Below are 18,243 nucleotides of genomic sequence, written 5' to 3'. Positions count from 1 at the left end.
GAGATATGAAGAAGAGCACGCGCATCCTCTGCAACGGCGCGCTGGCCACCGCCGTCATCGCCGGCCTGTCGGCCTTCGCTTCGGGCTACCTGACCGGTGCCGCGCCGTGGCCGGCGTCGGGCCTGACCGCACTGGCGACGGCGAACGGCCCGGTCGCCGGCGCGCCATCCGTGCGCAAGACCTTGCTCGGCAGCGCGCCGGCGCAAGCGCGCTTCGATCGCATCATCGTCCGCTACCAGGACGCCGCACAGACGCGCAGCCGTCCTGCCTCCGTGCTCGGCGCGGTGAATGCCGCGGCGACGCGTGCCGGCCTGACCGGATCGCGTGCCCTCGCCGGCCACGGCGCGTCCGTACTCGACGTGCAGCACGTGCGCCGATTGGCGACGGGCGCCGACGTGCTGCGTTTGTCGCGCGGCCTCGACCGCGGCGAAACCGACCGGCTGCTGGCGGAACTGCGCGCCGATCCGGCAGTGAAGTACGCCCAGCCCGATTACCTCAAGCAACGCCTGGACTTCGTGCCCGACGACCCGCGTTTCGACCTGCAGTGGCACTACACCCACCCGAGCGCAGGCATCGACGCACCGGCCGCCTGGGACACCAGCCACGGCGACGGTGTCGTGGTGGCGGTGCTCGACACCGGCTACCTCGATCATGCCGATCTCAACGCCAACATCGTGGCCGGTTACGACTTCATCCACGACCCGGACGTCGGCGGCGACGGCGACGGACGCGATGCCGACGCGCACGATCCGGGCGACTGGGTCGGCGGCAATCCGAGCTCGTTCCACGGCACCCATGTCGCCGGCACGGTCGCCGCGCTGACCAACAACGGCGTCGGCGTGGCCGGCGTGGCGTTCGCTGCGAAAGTGCAACCGGTGCGCGTGCTCGGTCACGGCGGCGGCTACACCTCGGATATCGCCGATGCCATCGTCTGGGCTTCCGGCGGCCACGTCGACGGTGTGCCGGACAATGCCGATCCCGCTGAAGTGATCAACCTGAGTCTCGGCGGCAGCGGTTCCTGCAGCCAGGACCCGGTAACGCAGGAGGCCATCGACGGCGCGGTCGCGCGCGGCGTCACCGTGGTCGTCGCCGCCGGCAACGACAATGCCGACGCCGGCTTCTTCTCGCCGGCCAGTTGCAAGGGCGTGATCACCGTCGGCGCGAGCGGCATCGACGGCGCTCGCTCGTGGTTCTCCAACTACGGCGCCACCGTCGCCGTCACCGCGCCGGGCGGCAACGCCACCAGCGGTTCCGATCCCGACGATCGCTGGATCTGGTCGCTCGGCAACGCCGGCACCCAGGCGCCGCTGCCGAGCCCGGAGGGCGATCGCCTGATGGGCATGATCGGCACCTCGATGGCGAGCCCGCACGTTGCCGGCGTGGTTGCGTTGATGCAAGCCGCGGCCACCGAGGCAGGGCGTCCGCCGCTGACGCCGGCGCAGGTGAAGGCATTGCTGCGCGGCACGGTCAAGCCGTTCACCGTCGTGCCGCCGGCGAGCAAGCCGCAAGGCCCCGGCATCGTCGACGCGGCCGCTGCGGTGCATGCGGCCACCCAGGAAATCCCGGTCGACCAGGGCGAACTGCTGAGCAACCGTGTCGCCATCGCCGGCCAGACCGGTGCGGCCGGCGATGCGCGGTTGTTCAAGATCGTGGTCCCGGCCGGAATGCGCAGCCTCAATCTGCGCAGCTACGGCGGCAGCGGCGACGTGTCGATCTACATCGCCTACGAGCGCGTGGCGACACCGACGCTGTTCGATCGCAAGTCGGCCAAGCCCGGCACCGGCGAAGCGGTAGTGATTACCCAGCCGGCGGCGGGTACGTATTACCTGAGCGTGGTCGGCGAGAGCGCCTTCAGCGGCGTCTCGGTGCTGGGGGTGTATCAGTAAGCAGCCTGCCGCGGAAACGCAGGGAGGAGGGTATGTTCCGCCTCCCTGATCCTGCGGCTGCAGATTCGATCCTGACCGGGTTGGATCGAACTCAACGTCGCTCGATATCGAAACGCACCACCTGATCGAGGTCGTTGTACTCGATCGCATAGCGCTCCAAATGCACGCCGTAAGGCGAAGCGCCGAGTTCGTAGTAATCGTTACGCAAGGTACTTCGATCGGGCGGGCCGAGCAGCTCGGTCACCTCGGTGCGGCGCATGCCTTCGCGGATATGGCCGCCCTCTTCGAGGGGGACGACCTGTTCGACCCGCGGATTGTCCAAAACGGTGGAACCGCGCTGTTCGCGCCACAGCTCGGCATCGAAGTCGCTGGACATTTTGCAACCTGCCATCGTTAGGCCCAGGAGGGCAAGTAAGAGGCGTTTCGGGCAGTGCGACAAGGAGTGCGCTCCTGACGTCGGTCCGGCCGTGGCTCAGGTGATTCAGGAAGGATAGGTCTCGCCGTCGGGCCTGGGTTTGCCTTCTTCCATGAACTGGCCATCGGCCTTTCCATGATCTCCCACCAGCACCTGATCGCTCCACGCCAGATTGCCCTGCCGATCGATCACGATCATCTCGCCGTTGCCGACCGCCGCCTGGACCAGGTCGGCGAGCTCCTTATTGCTGGCATGAGGGTTCTCGGTGGCGATGCGGCGACCGACCTCGTTGTTGTAGAGGTCCATCGCCTCGCGATCGCTCTTATTGCTCGTTCCCTCATGCGCGGTGGCGAAGTCCTTGGCGAATTTCTCGCCGTACTCCTTGGTCATGCGTGCGTTCCAATAGGCATGGCGGAACGCATCCTGGTGACCGTCCTCGGCGCTTTCGGTGTCGAATCGCTTCTCGGACGTGCTGAAGGCCTCCTTCCCGATCTTCTTGAACTCGTCGACGCCGATCAAACCCTCCTTGGACTGGAGGTTGTCGAGCATCTCGCCTTCGGTCTTGGTCATCTTCGTCGACTTGACGAACCAGCCGACGTAGTTCGGCTCCCATTTGATCATCTTGTCGGTTTCGACTTGATAATCGCGCTCGATCTGGCCCAGGTCCGGGCGCGAGTTCAAGGGTTGATTGGGTTGAATCGCACTGCCACCGCCGATGGGATCCAACAACATGACACGCTCCTGTGCAGTTGTGACTGGAGGACAGTAGACGATGACCGAGCGTGGCCGGCAACCTAGGTCGATCCCTAGTGCAAGTATCTGAAATTAAAGAAATTATTCGGTAAATTTATTGGCGCGGAAGAAATCTTGTGCGGGTTGGATAAGGCTATCGTCGGAGATCACGTTCCCGATCACGACACGCGTCGCAGTTCCGTCGTCGCCCGCTTCCTGGCGTTGGAAGCGTGCGTAGATTTCCGCTGATGTCGCACGGGCGGTCGTTCCGCCAAGTGAACGACAAGTCGCGGAGTGCAGGAGTCCAGGCAATCGCATGCCACGAAATCCGCAGCGCGCCGGGCGCAGTCCAGTCGCCGAGACTCAGGGCTTGGGATGGGCGAGAAAGAAATCCCAGCTGAGGTTGCTGGCATCGGGGCCGGAGGGATCGCCGTAGAGGCTGCAAGGGCAGCCGCCCGGGTAGGCATGGCCGGCGCCGTCGATCAGATAGGACTCGATCAAGGACGGGCCGGTCGCGGCCGCGCGATACGCCTTGTGGGTGTAGGTGCGGCCGCCCGGCACCTGGCCATGCACCACCTCGTCGGCGACGCTGTCGATGCCCGCGACGGTCGCCCACTGACCGACGAGGCGTTCGGCCGTCGACGGCGCCACGACCAGATCGGCGCTGCCCTGGAAGATCAATGCCGGCACGGCGCGGCGGCGGCTGCCCATCTCGGCGATGGCCTTGTTCCCAGAGGTTTCGGGCGACTGCAGCTGCAGGATGTCGCAGTCGTATTCGCAGCCGGCGAGGATGCTGGCGGCGGCGTAGAGGTCCGGATAGGTTACGGCCATGATGTTGGCCATGACCCCGCCGGCGGAAACGCCGGTGACGTAGATCCGCCGCGGATCGACGCTGTAGCGCGAGCGCAGCTTGTTGGTGATGCCGGCGATGATCGACGGCTCGCCGAGGCCGCGATGCTGGTTGCTCTCCAGGTACCAGTTCCAGCAGCCGAGCGGATTGGCGAGGTTGTTCTGGTCGGGAAAGACGACGATGAAGCCGCGTTGCTCGGCGAGCTGGGTCCAGCCGGAAAGCAATTCGAAACCGACGTCGTTTTCGGTGCAGCCGTGCAGGGCCACCAGCATCGGCATCGGCACACCGGGGCGGTAACTGGTCGGTACGTAGCCGTGGTAATCGCGGGCGCCGGCCAGGCTGACGTAGAGGTCGCGGAAATAGCCGGCTGCGTAAGCGGGCGCCGGGATCGACGACACCAACAACAGGGCGGCGAGCGCGCACAGGAAGCGGCGGCGCAGGGCGATGGACGGTAGCGACATGACGGTCTCTCCTGGCGGTCGGACGACCGCGCGGTCTTCGCGTTGTAGCCGCTCGCGTCGGGCCAAGTTTCACCGCGGGAGCACCAAGTCTTGACCACAGCCGATCGCTTGCGCGAAGTGCGGGCCGCGGTCGCGAATCCGGTCGGACCTCGCCGCCGGGCGCGATCGTCGCGCTAAGCTGGCGTGCACTTCACCGCATCGGCCAGGGAGTCTCGATGAGCCAGCGTTATACCTTCGACAATCTCGGCGAGCACGTGGCGAAGGAGCTCGGCGTGTCCGCCTGGCAGACGGTCGACCAGACGATGATCGACCGATTCGCCGAGACCACCGGCGACCGCCAGTGGATCCATGTCGATGTCGAACGCTGCCGCAAGGAGAGTCCGTTCGGCGGCACCATCGCCCACGGTTTCCTGTTGTTGTCGCTGCTCGCGCCGCTGCAGATGCAGCTCGGCATCTTGCCCGAAGACATTTCGCAGGCCCTCAACGCCGGTCTCGGCGAGGTCAGGTTCCAGGCGCCGGTGCTGGCCGGCGAGCGTGTGCGGATGCGGGTCGCGTTGGCCGCGGTCGAAGCGAAGGGCGAGGGCCGCCTGCTGATGATCACCCGCAACGTCATGGAAATAGAAGGCAAGGACAAGCCAGCGCTGGTCGCCGACATGGCGGCGATGCTGTATCGCTGATCCAGCAGGGACGTGCTGGCCGGCGTGGCGCGCTCAGTGGCGGCGCAGTTCGCTCGGCGAAACCCCGAACTGCTGGCGGAACACTCGGCAGAAGTTCGACTGCGAACGAAAGCCGTTGCGGTAGGCGATCTCGGAGATCGGCAGCTTGGCCAGGGCCGCGTTGGTCAGCATGTCGTGGGCCTTGCCCAGGCGCAGGGCGCGCAGCCGCTCCATCACCGACTGCCCGCTGTCGCGGAACAAGCGGTGCAGATAGCCTTCGGAGATGCTGCAACGCTGGGCGATCATTTCCGCCGACAGGTCCTCGTTCGAGTAATGCGCCTCGATGAAATCCAACGCGCGCTGCTTGTGCGCGGCGGCCAGCGAGCGGTCGTCGCAGAAGGTGCGCGAATCGCCGCGCAGCATCAGGGCGACCAGGTCGCACAACTGCGTGGTCAGGACCTGCGCTTCGCCTTCGCCGAGCTGCTTGGCCAGGCGGTCGATCTGCCGCGCATAGGCGCCGAGCAATTCGGCGCGCGGGTCGGTGCCATCCAGCGGCGCCGAGAACACGGTCGGCAGATGCGACACGCGTTGCTGCAGCAGATGCGCCGGTATCAGGGTGTTGAAGCTTTTGTAGCAGCCTTCCGGTTGTACCTCGCCGACCACCGCGGCCGAGATCAGGTAGATGCGGTCGGGCACCAGGATCACGTCGTGGCCGCCGACGAGGTTGCGCGAGCTGCCGGCGGCGGGCAGGGCGAGCACGTAGTTCTGCGCCAGTCCCGACAGATGCTGCGGGGTGCGGCGCATGTGCAGCCCGCTCAGGGCGATGTGGTTGAGTTGCAGCGCGCCGACCGATTGGCTCGCCAGCCAGCCCATGCGTCCTTCCGGGCGGGTCAGTTGAACGTCGGCGCTGCCGAAGCCGGGCGAATGCACGGTCGACCAGCCGCCCATCGCGATCCGTGGAGTCGCCGCGGCCTTGGCGGGGAATGCAGTCGGCGCTGCAACCTCGGTTGCGAACATGGCGATCCCTCGGTGAACTGTCGATCGGCATCTTAGGAGCCTTGCGGCTCGCGCTGCATGTTGCGACGCAGCACGTCTGTGCACTCAGGGTCAATGCGGTGTGCTCCCGCGGTGGAACCGCGGCGAGGCGACGCCGCTATGTTGCAGCCATGCCGTCATTGCGACGACGGCGATGCGCGCAGGGGAACGGACCAGGATGAGACACAGGCTTTTGAGCGTGGCGATCGGTGTGGCGATGTCGACGCAGTGGTCGGCGGTGCGGGCGCAGGAGGTGCAGGGGGCATCGACCGAGACCCGAACCGAGGCCGAAGCAGTGCAGGGCGAATCGGAAAAGAAACCGACCCAGTTGGAATCGATCACGGTGACCGCGCGCAAACGCGAGGAAACCCTGCAGGACGTGCCGGTCGCGGTCAGCGCCTTCACCGCCTCTGCGCTGTTCAAGCAGAACGTGCAGACCCTGGCCGACCTGCAGGGCAAGGTGCCGTCGCTGCAGGTGTATGCGGCGCGCGGTTCCAACACCACCCTGACCGCCTACATCCGCGGCATCGGCCAGTCCGACCCGACCTGGGGCTTCGACCCGGCCGTGGGCGTGTACCTCGACGACGTCTATCTGGCGCGGCCGCAAGGGGCCTTGCTCGACGTGTTCGACGTCAGCCGCATCGAAGTGCTGCGCGGCCCGCAAGGCAGCCTGTACGGCAAGAACACCATCGGCGGCGCGATCAAGTACGTATCGAGCCCCTTGCCCAAGAGCACTCAAGGTTCCGTCGAAGCCACGGTCGGCACCCATGGCGAACGCGGTGCCAAGGCCAGCCTGGGCGGCGCCAGCGACGATGGCGTCTGGCGCGCCCGCGTCGCCGTCGCCAGCATGCACAACGACGGCTACGGCAAGAACCTGGTTCAGGACAGCCGCAACGGCAACAAGAACACCAACGCCGCGCGCGCCACCTTCGGTTACTTCCCGTCGGATACGTTCAACGTCGAACTCGCGCTCGACGGCATGCACGACAACTCCAATCCGCGCGGCGCCAAGATGTTGAAGGCGAACAAGTACTATCCGGCGTACAAGCCGCTCGCCAGCGACTTCGACACCCGCAGCGCGATGCCCCAGGTCAACCACAGCGAGCTGGAAGGGGCGGCGCTGACCGTCAAGTGGATCGCCAGCGCCGACTGGGCGTTCAAGTCGATCACCGCCTACCGCAGCTCGTCGACCCAGAGCAATATCGATTTCGACACCTTGCCGGAACGGATCGGCGAAGCTTCCGGCGGCTACAGCGACCATCAGTTCAGCCAGGAACTGCAGGCCAATTACGATGCCGGCGGCAAGCTCCACGGCGTGTTCGGCCTGTTCTACTTCAAGGGTGCGGCCGGCGGCATCAACCGCAGCACCTTCCTGGGCTCGCCGCCATACACCGCGCTGCGGCTGTCGCAGTACGCGGTCAGCAGCGGCCGCATCGGCACCCGCAGCATCGCCGCCTATGGCGATTTCACCTGGGACCTCGACCCGCAGTGGAGCCTCGATCTGGGGCTGCGCCTGACCGAGGAGACCAAGGACGCGCTGATCCAGAACTACGCCTTCGCCGACGGCGCCTTCCAGGTGCCGATCGCCGAGCTGGCCGACTTCACCGGCTCGAACACCTCGCGCAACGTCTCGCCGAAATTGACCCTGTCCTGGCGCGCCAACGATCACGTCAATCTGTATGCCAGCTATAACGCCGGCTTCCATTCCGGCGGCTACAACATCCGCGCCAATTGCGCGGTGATCCCGGCTTCGTGCCGGCCGATCGACGACGAGAAGGTCCAGTCCTTTGAGCTGGGCAGCAAGATGACCTTCTTCGACGACCGCCTGATGATGAACACCTCGTTGTTCCACAACGACTACAGCAACATCCAGTTGTCGGTGTTCACCTCCTACACCTTGCCGAACGGCAGTCCCGGCTTCTTCGGCGACTTCACCAACGCCGGCAAGGGCACCATCCAGGGGCTGGAACACGAGTTCGCCTGGAAGCCCTCCGAGCATTGGACGCTCAGCGGCAACGTCGCTTACCTGCGCAGCAAGTACGACGAGTACCGCAGCGGCGGCGTCGACATCGCCGACAGCCAGCGCTTCACCAACGCGCCGAAATGGTCGGGTGGGCTGAGCCTGGACGCGCTGTATCCGCTCGCCAACGGCGGCAGCCTCGGCGGGCGCATCAATTACAGCTATCAGAGCAAGACCTATCCCGAGACGACCTTGTCGCCGCTGATCGCGCAGCCGGCTTACGGATTGTGGAACGCCGGGCTGATCTGGCAGATCAACCAGCCGTGGACCTTGAGCCTGCAGGGCAGCAACCTGGGCAATAAGTCCTATCGCAGCACCGGCTACCACATCGCCGCGCTCGACATCGTCACCGGTTTCTACGGCGCGCCGCGCACTGTGAGCCTGTCGGCGCGATACGAGTTCTGAGCGCAGGTCCTCCGGCGCACGCCGCGAACGCCGCGGTGGGCGTTTCGATCGGCCCTCGATCGGCACATGCTCGGGGGCCGACCACACTTTCGTTGGCACAGGAATCCCCGCGCACCATGTCGGCCGAACCCTACGACGCATTGCATTGGCACAGCCGCGATGGACTGCGGCTGTACGCCCGCGATTACCCCGCGGCGGTCTACGCCGGCGCGAAGCCGCGCTGCCCGGTGATCTGCATTCCGGGGTTGACCCGCAACTCGGCCGATTTCGACGAGATCGCCACGGTGCTCGCCGCGGCCGGGCGGCGCGTACTGGCGGTGGACCTGCGCGGCCGCGGCCGTTCGCAGTACGCCGACGACCCGTCCAGCTACAGCGCCGACCGCTATGCGCTGGATATTCTCGATTTGATGGCCGCGCAATCGATCCCGCGCGCGGTCTTCATCGGCACCTCGCTCGGCGTGTGGGTGACCATGACCGTGGCGGTGAAGCAGCCGTCGGCGGTGGCGGCGGCGGTACTCAACGACGCCGGCCCGCAGGCGCCGAAGTCGGCGCTGGACCGGATCGCGCGCTACGCCGGTGTGCCGGTGCCGCCGATGACGCGCGAAGACGCGGCGGCTTATATCGAACGCATCGGCAGCGCCGCCTATCCGAAGTACACGCGCGCGGACTGGGCGCGGATGATCGAGCGCATGTTCCGGGTCCGCGACGACGGCCTGCTGGTGCTCGACTACGACCCGAAGATCATCCGCACGGTCAGCCCTACCAAGCTGTGGCTGCTGCGGCCGTTGATGTGGCATCTCTACCGCAAGCTCGCCGCCGGCCGGCCGATCCTGCTGCTGCGCGGCGCCTTGTCCGACATCCTCGAGGCCAAGACCGCCCGGCGCATGGCCGCGGTGTCGCCGCTGGTGCGCCTGGTCGAGGTGCCCGATGTCGGCCATGCGCCGTCCTTGTCCGAACTGGATGCCAGAATCGGCATAGAAACCCTGCTCGACGTTGCGGATTGAGACCGCGGCCCTGTCTGCGCGCGTCGATGCCCTCAATCTGGGCGGGCAGCGGCGCGTTCCGATCCCTTCGCCCTGACCGAGCCTTCACGCGACACGGAGACCCTTCCATGTTGGATGCACCGCAACCGTTGCTGCCCGAAATCTTCGCCCTGCACGGCCGCTGGCGCGCGCGCTCGCCCGCGCTAGTCGCGCCGCAGCGGACCCTGGACTGGCAAAGCCTGGACCGCAGCACCAACCGCATCGCCAATGCCCTGATCGGCGCCGGCTCGCGCCACGGCGACCGCGTCGCGCTGCTGATGTCCAACTGCATCGAGATGGCCGAATTGATCGTCGGCATCATGAAGGCCGGTTGCGTCGCCGTGCCGCTCAACACCGCGATCAGCGCCGAGAGCGCGGCGAGCATGTTGGCCGATTCGGGGGCCGTGTTCGTATTCGCGACCGCCGATCACGCCGCTCGCATCGGTGCGATTCCCGGCATCGCCCGCATCGAGGTGGTCGGCGAGGGCGCCTCGGCCACGGCCGGTTGGCGCGCGTATGCGGACTGGCTCGGCGGCGCCGACTCGCATCCGCCGGCGGTGCCGGTGTCCGCGACCGACCTGTGCAACATCATCTATTCCTCGGGCACCACCGGCGAGCCGAAAGGCATCGTCCACAGCCACGGCACGCGCGTGGCCTGGGCCTACGACGCGGCCCTGGCGCTGCGCTATCACGCCGGCGCGCGCACTCTGCTGGTCACCGGGTTGTACTCGAACATCAGCTGGGCCGCCTTGCTCGGCACTTGGCTCAGCGGCGGCACGGTGGTGCTGCGGCATGTCTTCGATGTCGCCGACACCCTGGCCACCATCGCCCGCGAGCGCATCACCCACACCGCGATGGTGCCGGTGCAATACCAGCGCCTGCTCGATCATCCGCAGTTCTGGACCACCGACCGTTCTTCGCTGCAGGCGATCATGAGCGTGGGTTCGTCCTTGCCGCTGGCGACCAAGGCCGGCCTGATCGAGACCTGCCGTTGCGACGTGATCGAGGTCTACGGCACCACCGAAGGCATCATCACCGCGCTCGACCCGGAGGACGCCGAGAGCCATCTCTCCTCGGTCGGTAAGCCCTTGCCGGGCGTCGACCTGCTGATCCTCGACGAGCACGACCGCCCGCTCGAAGCCGGCCAGGCCGGCGAAATCGTCGGCCGCAGCCGTTTCGCCATGGCGGGTTATTGGCGACGGCCCGAAGCCACCGCGCAGGCCACCTGGATCGACGAGGCCGGACGCACCTGGTTGCGCACCGGCGACATCGGCCGTCTCGACGAGGAGGGTTATCTCTACATCCTCGACCGCAAGAAGGACCTGATCATCTCCGGCGGCCAGAACATCTATCCGGCCGACATCGAGGCCGTGTTGATGCAGCACGCCGCGATCGCCGAATGCGCGGTCATCGGCGTGCCGAGCCCGGTCTGGGGCGAATCGCCGTTGGCCCTGGTGATCGTAAAGGACGCTGAGGCCGGCGACGGCGAAGCGATCAAGCACTGGCTCAACGAGCGCGTCGGCAAACAGCAGCGGGTGGCCGCTGTCGAGATCCGCGATCACCTGCCACGCAACCCGACCGGCAAGCTGCTCAAGCGCGAGTTGCGCGCGCCGTATTGGCCGAGTGCCTGAGACGCGGCGACCGACCCGCCGGCTTACGCCGGTTGCGCGACCGGCGTTGGCCGAGGCTTGAACAGAAACCCGCCGATCGACTGCACGGGACGTTCGAGCCAGCGATACGAAGCGATGCCGACCGCCAGGCATAGCAGGATCGCCACGACCACCGAGGCTGCGTGCAGGCCCTGCACCTGGCCGATGGCGGTGTTGCGCCACAGCCGGCCCGTCAACGAGATCACGAACGGGTGCGCGAGGTAGATCGAGTACGAGGCGTTGCCGAGGATCAGCAGCCAGCGCGGAATGCGCACCGGGCCGGCGCTCTCCCACGCCACCGCGCCGAGGACGATGACGGCGCTGGCCGAGCCGAACATCGCAGTCCGCAGCATCGGCGAGGGCTCGTGGGCACCGGCCTGGGCCAGGACGAACATGCTCGCAACGAAAGCGAACGCACCTAGCGACAGGCAGGGCAGGCCGTAGCGCGCCGGCAGCCGTCGCCAGTGCAGCCCGACCAGGGCGCCGGCGATGAATTCGAGCACCATAGGGCTGGACGCGACCGTCAGCCACGGCGGCGCATTGGCGCCGGCCGTGGCGTGGACCGCCATTGCCGTGATGCCCCAACCGGCCAGGAAGGTCCCGGCGTAACGCTCCGGCAGCAGTGCGATGGCGACCGCCATGGCCAGATAGAAATACGCTTCGTAGATCAGGGTCCAACCGACCATCAGGATCGGGAGCGAGGCCTGCGGCCACAACAGGTACGAGGTCGCGATTTTGCCGTAGTCGTGCGAGGCGTCGAGGACGCCGGGCATCAGCAGCATCGGCGCGACCAGCAGGCTGGTGTAGAACCAATAGGGCGGTACGATGCGCCAGGCTCGGCGCAACAGGAAGCGCCCGGCGCCGGCCGGCGAGCGGTAGCTGCCCGCGGCCACCGAGACCATGACGAAGCCCGAAATCACGAAGAACAGGTCGACGCCGCCGTAGGCGAATTCGAGCAGACTCGGCAAGATCTGCCGGCCTTGCCCGTGCAGGTCTTCCATCAGGCGCAGATGGAACAGGACGACCAATACCGCGGCGATGCCGCGCAAAGCCTGGATCGAAGAAAAGAATGCGGCGCGCGGCCGCATCGTAGTGCTGGGTTCTGTCACTGCGCCTTCTCTGAGCTGCCGATTCGCTTGCGTTCCGACGGGCCGGTCGCGCAACGCGCCGGGCCTCAGGGGACGCAAGAGCTTTCGCGTCACGCGCGAGTGGCCAGTAGAGAGGGAGCCGTCGAAGATTTCTCCGCCGCTTGAATCGGTTGAGAACTTTGAAACATTTCTTGTCGGGCGGGTTCAGTGCGGGTTTACGCACCAGCCTGGTATCGGTCTGCGACGATTCGCTGCCTTGGCACGAGGGTGGCGCCGCTGTCCAGGTCGCGGTTTCCGGGCGAGGCGGCCCACGTCGAAGAGGGGGCGCGCAGGGATTACGGAATGTCCGCAATCAGGCGCTCACCGAAAGGCCTCGACGATCAAGGCATGAGGCTGCTCGAGATAGTTGTGCCAGAACTCGTCGTCCCTGACGCTGCGCCCGCTTTCCGACAGGGTCGGCAGGTGCCATTGCACGTGGCCGAAGCCGGCCTCGCGGAAGGCGCGGTCGTGGGCGTCGCGCGACCAATAAAACGCATCCAGGTCGAGTGTGTGCTCGCCGAACCAGGCGTGCAGGTGCACCGGCGCGCCTTCCTTGCGGCCCTGTGCGGCGGTCAAGGTCATGCCGTAATGCCGGTACCACTGCTCGTCGCTGGAGAACTCGGGGTTCAGCACCGCTGCGACGAAACGATCGCCCGGGCCGGACAAGGCTTCGAAGGCCGTGCGGCAGATCGCGGTGAGGCCTTCGCGGGATTCGGCGTACGGCAACACGTACACCGCCGTGACCAGGTCGAAACGTTCGCCGAGGTCGTCGGCGACGGTGCCCGGATCGCGCGCGGCGTCGCGCCAATGGTAGTGGATGCCGAGCGGGGCCAGGCGCTCGTGGGCGCGGGCGTGGCTGATCATCCCGGCCGACACGTCCAAGCCGACCACGCGGCGTGCGCCGCGCTCGGCGATGGCGCGGGTGTAGAGCCCGCTGCCGCAGCCCAGGTCGAGCACGCGCAAGTGGCGGGTGTCGCCGATCACCCGCAGCACGCTGTGCATTTCGATATGGCGACGAAACGGCATCTCGTCGATGCTGCTCTCGTAGGCATCGGCGAGCGTATCGAACTGGCTGTCCATCGTTTGCATGGGAACCTCGATAAGGTCGGTGGGCGGGTCACCAGGCGATCGGCAGGCTGACCGGCCGAATGAAGAGAATGTTCTTTTCCCAGGGAATCTCGCTGGCGGGAACGGCGAGGGTGAGGCTCGGGAACCGGGCGAACAGCATGCGATAAGCGACTTCCAGGAACATCCGCACCAGCGCCGAGCCGAGGCAGAAGTGCGGGCCGGCGCCGAAGGTCGCGGTGCCGTCGGTCGAGCGGTGGATGTCGAATTTGGCCGGGTGCTTGTAGTACTTCGGGTCCCAGGTCACGCCGAGCATGGTGGCGCATACCGCTTCGCCGCGGCGGATCAGGGTGTCCTTGAGCGCCACGTCCTCGGTGGCCACGCGCGGCAGGCCCAGCACGCCGTTGTGGTGATAGCGCAACACTTCCTCGATCGCCTTGGGCCACAGGGTGGGATCGTCGATGCACTGCTGCAACTGGGGGCGATGCTCCAGCAAGGTCAGCACGCCGGTCGACAGCGGCGGGATCAGCGGCTCCGAGCCGGTGACGAACAGATAGCAGACCGTGCCGACGAGTTCGTCTTCGTCGATCAAGCCTTGCGTGCGGGCTTCGATCAAGGCGCCGATCGGATCGGCGTGGCCGGGGTGCTTGCGCTTGAGGGCGATGATGTCGCGCGAGAAATCCAGGATCTTGGCCGTCGCCTGCGCGACTTCCTCCGCCGTCGCCTGATAATTGGTCTGGGTGTGGAAATACGCCAGGTACTGCTCGCGAAAATCCACCGGCACCTGCAGCATGTCGCAGCTGCTGTGCAGCGGCAGTTGGGTGGAATAGGCCTGCATCAGATCGGCCGGGTTGTCGCCGCCGGCCATGGCGTCGAGCAACTGCGTGGCATGCCGTTCGACCAGCGGACGGAACCGCTCGACGCCGGTGCGCGTGTAGAAATGGCCGATGACCCGTCGCACCCGGGTGTGATCGGGCGGGTCGAGGTTGAACAGGCCGCCGGGCACCGCGGTGAAATCCTCGCCGACGAAACGCGGCGCGCCCGAGTAGGTCAGGTCGCGCGAGAAACGCTTGTCGGTGAGGACCAGGCCGATGTCGTCCTTGTTCGTCACCATCCAGGCGCGGGTACCGCTGGGCAGGCTGATCGGGCACACCGGCCGGTGTTTGCGCGCCCAGGCGATGGTCTCGGGCGGCGTGCCGAGCGGGCCGATGGCGAACGGATAGCTGAGAACGTCCTGGGCTTGATCGAGCGGGCTGGGCATGGCGGCTCTCCTGTCGCTATTCGAACGAGACGAATCCTTGACCATCGGCCCGGGCGAGCGCGGCGTCGCTGGGGATCGACAATGCGCGGACCAGGGAGATCGGCCGCGGGTAGGCGAAGACCGAGCTGCGCACGCCGTAGATCGCCGGACTGTCGACGAAGAAGGGCAGCTCGGCGAGCGGGTAATGCACGGCCTGTGCGAGGCGCCTCTCGTCCGGCCGCTGGCCCATGGCGCCTTCGACCGCTGTGACTGCAGCGTTGCGACAGGCCTGGCGCACCGAGAAATCGTCGCGGTAGGTGCGCCGCACCTGCTGCCGCAAAGTCAGGTAAGCGCGGTTTTCGAGCAGCCGCGTCCAACTGTGGATGCGTTGCTGCGGATGCTCGACATCGTGGTCCTGCAAGCTGCGCAGACTGGTGTTGCGCAGGCGCAGCAATTCGCGCCTGAGCTTGCGCGTCGCCTCGATCGGAGCGAGGCCGGCGGCGGTGAGCGTATAAATCGCCTCATAGCCCGGCAGCAGCACATCGACCTTGCGGAAGTGCCGGCAACCCCAGGCGATCATGCGCTGGATCGCGATGGCGCTGAAATAGCCGTTGAACGGGCTCAATCCGATCACGACATGTTCGGCGCGTTCGAGGATATCGGCGCAGGCCTCCGTGTACGGCCGCGCGCGCAGACGGCCGGAGACGTCCTCCACGATAGGCAGGCGAGGGCGATCCGGCGTTTCGGCGACGATCGACAGCGACATGATCCTCACTCCTCCTTGAGCCGATCAGAACGATGCCATCGAAGCCGCAACCGGCGAAGGCGGCGCATCCGACATCGCGACCCATCCGCGATATCGGATGCGAACCTTGGCGGTACACCGCCGAGCCGGCATGCATCCGATACTCTGCGCGTCTACGGTGGCGAGCGGCGCTGCGGCAATGCAGGCCAACCCGGAAGCTCGGCCGGCACTCTACGCCGATAGGCGCTCGACGACGTTACCGCGGTCGCGTTTATGGGGATCGTCGGCACTGAAACAAAGGACTGCAAACGCCCGTCACTGTTCAGTGTGCTTTGTGTCGTCAGAGGACGCGGACGACTCGCAGTGAGCGTTCGTGAGTGTCGTACCGGACGCAGTGAAAGTCCGTGCGGCGTACTGTGGAAAACCGGTTCTCCGATGGGATCAGACAATCCATGAAACTCAGGCATCTGTATCTGTCGCTGTGCGTGCCCGGTCTGCTGCTGCCGTATGCGCAGTTGCTGCCGTGGTTGAACGAGCACGGCCCGGACCTGCCGCGCTTGGTTGCCGAACTGTTTTCCACGCGCATCGGCGCTTTCTTCGGCATCGACGTGCTGGTGTCGGCGCTGGTGCTGTTGGTGTTTATCGCAAGCGAAGGGCGTCGCTTGGCGGTGCGCCGTCCATGGGTGTCGGTCGTCGCGACCCTGCTCGTCGGCGTGTCGCTGGGGCTGCCGTTGTTTCTCTACCAGCGTCAGGCGAAACTCGATGCCGGCAGGCCCTGATCGTTCGACCCGGCCCGGCGCAGGAGGCGCAATGAGCCCGTATCCATTCGATGAGCTTTGCCCGCGGTGTGGTTTGGCCACCGCGTTGGCGCCGAAGCTGCTGTTGATCGACCAGGCCTGGGTGGCCGCGCCGGGCAAGGACCCGCGGATGGCGTACGCGGCCGATCTTCGCGTCGACGACGTCCTGCCCTCGCAGGTGCGCGAGGCGCCGTTACAACAATTCGTCGAGGGGTACTACTGCCGGAGCTGCGGCACGGGCTTCGTATCCGAGCAGGCGCTCAAGGCCGAGCGCCGCCGTTATAAGTGACGCGGCCTGTGGGCCGGTGCGGGCTCCGCTCCTGTCGCAGGAGCGGAGGGGCGCCGGGAGCGGCGCCGGTGCAGCGTGATGCAACCTGCCGAGACTCAGAGCTCGATGCAGTCGAACTTCACGTCGGGGTCGACCTCGGCGTCGTAGTCGACGTCGCTGCGCTCGAAGCCGAACAGCTTGAGGAACTCGTGCTTGTAAGCGGCGTAGTCGGTGAGCTCGAACAGATTCTCGGTGGTCACCTGCGGCCACAGCGCCTTGCAGGTGTCCTGGACGTCGTCGCGCAGTTCCCAATCGTCCAGGCGCAGGCGATGCTCGTCGTCGGTCTGCGGTGCCTGGCCGTCTTCACGGTAGAGGCGCTCGCGGAACAAGCGGCTGAGCTGGTCGACGGTGCCTTCGTGCAGGCCCTTTTCCTTCATCACCTTGAACACCAGCGAGATGTACAGCGGCATCACCGGGATGGCCGCGCTGGCCTGGGTCACCACCGACTTCAGCACCGCCACGTTGGCGCCGCCGCCGATCTTGCGCAGGCGCGCATCCAGGCGCTGCGCGGTCAGGTCGAGGTCGACCTTGGCCTTGCCGAGCGCGCCGTGCCAGTAGATCGGCCAGGTGATCTCGGTGCCGATGTAGCTGAAGGCGACGGTGCGCGCGCCCGGCGCGAGCACGCCGGCGCGTTCGAGCGCGTCGATCCACAGCTCCCAGTCCTGTCCGCCCATCACCGTGACGGTGTCTTCGATCTCCTGCTCGGTGGCGGGCTCGACCGTGGCCTGGATGATGGTGTCCTTGTTGGTGTCGATCGCGGTCGAGACGTAAGGCTCGCCGATGGTCTTCAGCGCCGAGCGCTTGAGCTCGCCGGTGTCGGGCAGCTTGCGTACCGGCGAGGCCAGCGAATACACGATCAGGTCGATCTGCCCGCCCATCTCGTTCTTGATCAGCTCGATGGCGGTGTCGCGCGCTTCATTGGAGAAGGCGTCGCCGTTGATCGACTTGCTGTACAGGCCCTCGGCCTTGGCGAACTTGTCGAACGCGGCCGAGTTGTACCAGCCGGCGGTGCCGGCCTTCTTGTCGCTGCCGGGCTTCTCGAAAAACACGCCGAGGGTGTCGGCGCCGAAGCCGAACGCGGCGGTGATGCGCGCGGCCAGGCCGTAGCCGCTGGACGCGCCGATCACCAGCACCTTCTTCGGTCCGTCCTTGCGGACGCCGCGCGCGCGCGTGGCTTCGATCTGCTCGCGTACGTTGAGCTCGCAGCCGAGCGGGTGCGTGGTGGTGCAGATGAAACCGCGAACCTTGGGGTGGATGATCAACTGGTCTACCTCGTCATCGATGGGGCGTCCGCGGCAGCGCGATGCGCGCCGCGGGCTTGAGAGTCCTGCTGTCGCGGTCGAAGGCGAGCCGTGGCGCATCCGTCGCGAGCGGCCGTCCGGCCGCGGCCGGGCCTCGCAGCGGGGCACGGACGGGAACCGGGATGGCGCGATGCCGTCGACCGGCCATGGCGAAAAGTATGCCTCGAACGGGTGCGCTCGCCCAGCCGAGGCCGGCCCGGGAGTGTGGCCGCTGTTTCCGAACGGTGGCGTATTGCGCATCATGGGCGCCGCTGCGCACGACGTGCATGCGGCGGTCCGGGCTCCGACATCTATCGGACATCGGGAATGTCAGCATTCGCCGATTGCGTCCCTTGCCGATGCAGGCGGGCCCATGCGAGCCGAGGTCTGCGCGCGGTCGTGTGCGAGCCGTCATGCCGAGGCTGCGATCGGCCTCGATACAATGCCGGCGCTTCGCCCTGCGGGCGTTCGCAGCACGCCGATCCGGCACCACCGTTCCTGCTGCCCTGCTTCAAGACCACGCCACTACC

General features: G+C 66.6%; 16 protein-coding genes. 7 read left to right on the top strand and 9 right to left on the bottom strand.

Translation table 11 applies throughout. The features are described 5' to 3' along the window. Positions 1–5: 5 nt before the first annotated feature. Positions 6–1,886 carry a S8 family peptidase gene (locus LC490_RS15825; RefSeq protein WP_223620795.1) on the top strand — a complete coding sequence of 627 codons (1,881 nt, stop codon included), beginning with the start codon at positions 6–8 and terminating at the stop codon, positions 1,884–1,886. A 91-nt stretch (positions 1,887–1,977) separates the two neighbouring features. On the opposite strand, the gene LC490_RS15820 is transcribed toward LC490_RS15825, so the two are convergent. The 3 genes from LC490_RS15820 to LC490_RS15810 form a co-directional block, all read right to left on the bottom strand. Next, positions 1,978–2,262, bottom strand: a complete 285-nt coding sequence (locus tag LC490_RS15820; protein WP_031370108.1) for a hypothetical protein — start codon at positions 2,260–2,262, stop codon at positions 1,978–1,980. Between the two features lie 105 nt (positions 2,263–2,367). After that, positions 2,368–3,033 carry a hypothetical protein gene (locus tag LC490_RS15815; RefSeq protein ID WP_223620794.1) on the bottom strand — a complete coding sequence of 222 codons (666 nt, stop codon included), beginning with the start codon at positions 3,031–3,033 and terminating at the stop codon, positions 2,368–2,370. 363 nt (positions 3,034–3,396) lie between these two features. Then, on the bottom strand, positions 3,397–4,344 hold the full coding sequence (locus LC490_RS15810; RefSeq protein WP_223620793.1) for a PHB depolymerase family esterase: 948 nt from the start codon (positions 4,342–4,344) through the stop codon (positions 3,397–3,399). 215 nt (positions 4,345–4,559) lie between these two features. Between LC490_RS15810 and LC490_RS15805 the strand changes: the two genes are divergently transcribed. Continuing rightward, positions 4,560–5,021, top strand: coding sequence for a MaoC family dehydratase (locus tag LC490_RS15805; protein ID WP_223620792.1), 462 nt, complete (start codon positions 4,560–4,562; stop codon positions 5,019–5,021). A 33-nt stretch (positions 5,022–5,054) separates the two neighbouring features. On the opposite strand, the gene LC490_RS15800 is transcribed toward LC490_RS15805, so the two are convergent. Continuing rightward, complete coding sequence (locus LC490_RS15800) at positions 5,055–6,017, bottom strand: helix-turn-helix domain-containing protein (protein ID WP_223620791.1); 963 nt, start codon at positions 6,015–6,017, stop codon at positions 5,055–5,057. A 196-nt stretch (positions 6,018–6,213) separates the two neighbouring features. Between LC490_RS15800 and LC490_RS15795 the strand changes: the two genes are divergently transcribed. The 3 genes from LC490_RS15795 to LC490_RS15785 all read left to right on the top strand — a co-directional run bounded on the left by LC490_RS15795 (position 6,214) and on the right by LC490_RS15785 (position 11,113). Continuing rightward, a complete protein-coding gene (locus LC490_RS15795) occupies positions 6,214–8,460 on the top strand; it encodes a TonB-dependent receptor (protein WP_223620790.1) in 2,247 nt (748 codons plus the stop codon). A 116-nt stretch (positions 8,461–8,576) separates the two neighbouring features. Then, positions 8,577–9,464 carry an alpha/beta hydrolase gene (locus LC490_RS15790; RefSeq protein WP_223620789.1) on the top strand — a complete coding sequence of 296 codons (888 nt, stop codon included), beginning with the start codon at positions 8,577–8,579 and terminating at the stop codon, positions 9,462–9,464. A gap of 107 nt (positions 9,465–9,571) precedes the next feature. Further along, positions 9,572–11,113, top strand: a complete 1,542-nt coding sequence (locus LC490_RS15785; RefSeq protein WP_031370101.1) for an AMP-binding protein — start codon at positions 9,572–9,574, stop codon at positions 11,111–11,113. A 23-nt stretch (positions 11,114–11,136) separates the two neighbouring features. Here the strand turns inward: LC490_RS15785 and LC490_RS15780 are convergent, their stop codons facing one another. From LC490_RS15780 to LC490_RS15765, 4 genes are all read right to left on the bottom strand, one after another. Continuing rightward, entirely contained in the window at positions 11,137–12,240 is a 1,104-nt protein-coding gene (locus LC490_RS15780) for an acyltransferase (RefSeq protein ID WP_223620788.1), read from the bottom strand. A 339-nt stretch (positions 12,241–12,579) separates the two neighbouring features. After that, entirely contained in the window at positions 12,580–13,347 is a 768-nt protein-coding gene (locus tag LC490_RS15775; RefSeq protein WP_223620787.1) for a class I SAM-dependent methyltransferase, read from the bottom strand. 28 nt (positions 13,348–13,375) lie between these two features. After that, positions 13,376–14,584, bottom strand: a complete 1,209-nt coding sequence (locus LC490_RS15770) for a cytochrome P450 (RefSeq protein ID WP_223620786.1) — start codon at positions 14,582–14,584, stop codon at positions 13,376–13,378. Positions 14,585–14,600: 16 nt separating this feature from the next. After that, positions 14,601–15,329 (bottom strand): tRNA-dependent cyclodipeptide synthase, encoded by a 729-nt coding sequence (locus LC490_RS15765; protein ID WP_223620785.1) that lies wholly within the window; start codon positions 15,327–15,329, stop codon positions 14,601–14,603. Positions 15,330–15,760: 431 nt separating this feature from the next. Here LC490_RS15765 and LC490_RS15760 point away from each other — a divergent pair, with 431 nt between their 5' ends. Together LC490_RS15760 and LC490_RS15755 are read left to right on the top strand one after the other, a co-directional pair. Further along, positions 15,761–16,087, top strand: coding sequence for a DUF2834 domain-containing protein (locus LC490_RS15760; protein WP_223620784.1), 327 nt, complete (start codon positions 15,761–15,763; stop codon positions 16,085–16,087). Between the two features lie 31 nt (positions 16,088–16,118). Further along, a complete protein-coding gene (locus LC490_RS15755) occupies positions 16,119–16,394 on the top strand; it encodes a hypothetical protein (protein ID WP_223620783.1) in 276 nt (91 codons plus the stop codon). 95 nt (positions 16,395–16,489) lie between these two features. Here LC490_RS15755 and fabV read toward each other — a convergent pair whose 3' ends face one another. Then, positions 16,490–17,695 carry an enoyl-ACP reductase FabV gene (fabV, locus tag LC490_RS15750; protein ID WP_223620782.1) on the bottom strand — a complete coding sequence of 402 codons (1,206 nt, stop codon included), beginning with the start codon at positions 17,693–17,695 and terminating at the stop codon, positions 16,490–16,492. Between the last annotated feature and the right edge of the window lie 548 nt (positions 17,696–18,243).

The sequence above is a fragment of the Lysobacter sp. ESA13C genome, assembly GCF_019970005.1.
Lineage (GTDB): Bacteria > Pseudomonadota > Gammaproteobacteria > Xanthomonadales > Xanthomonadaceae > Lysobacter > Lysobacter antibioticus_B.
This window is presented reverse-complemented; position numbering and strand designations above follow the sequence as displayed.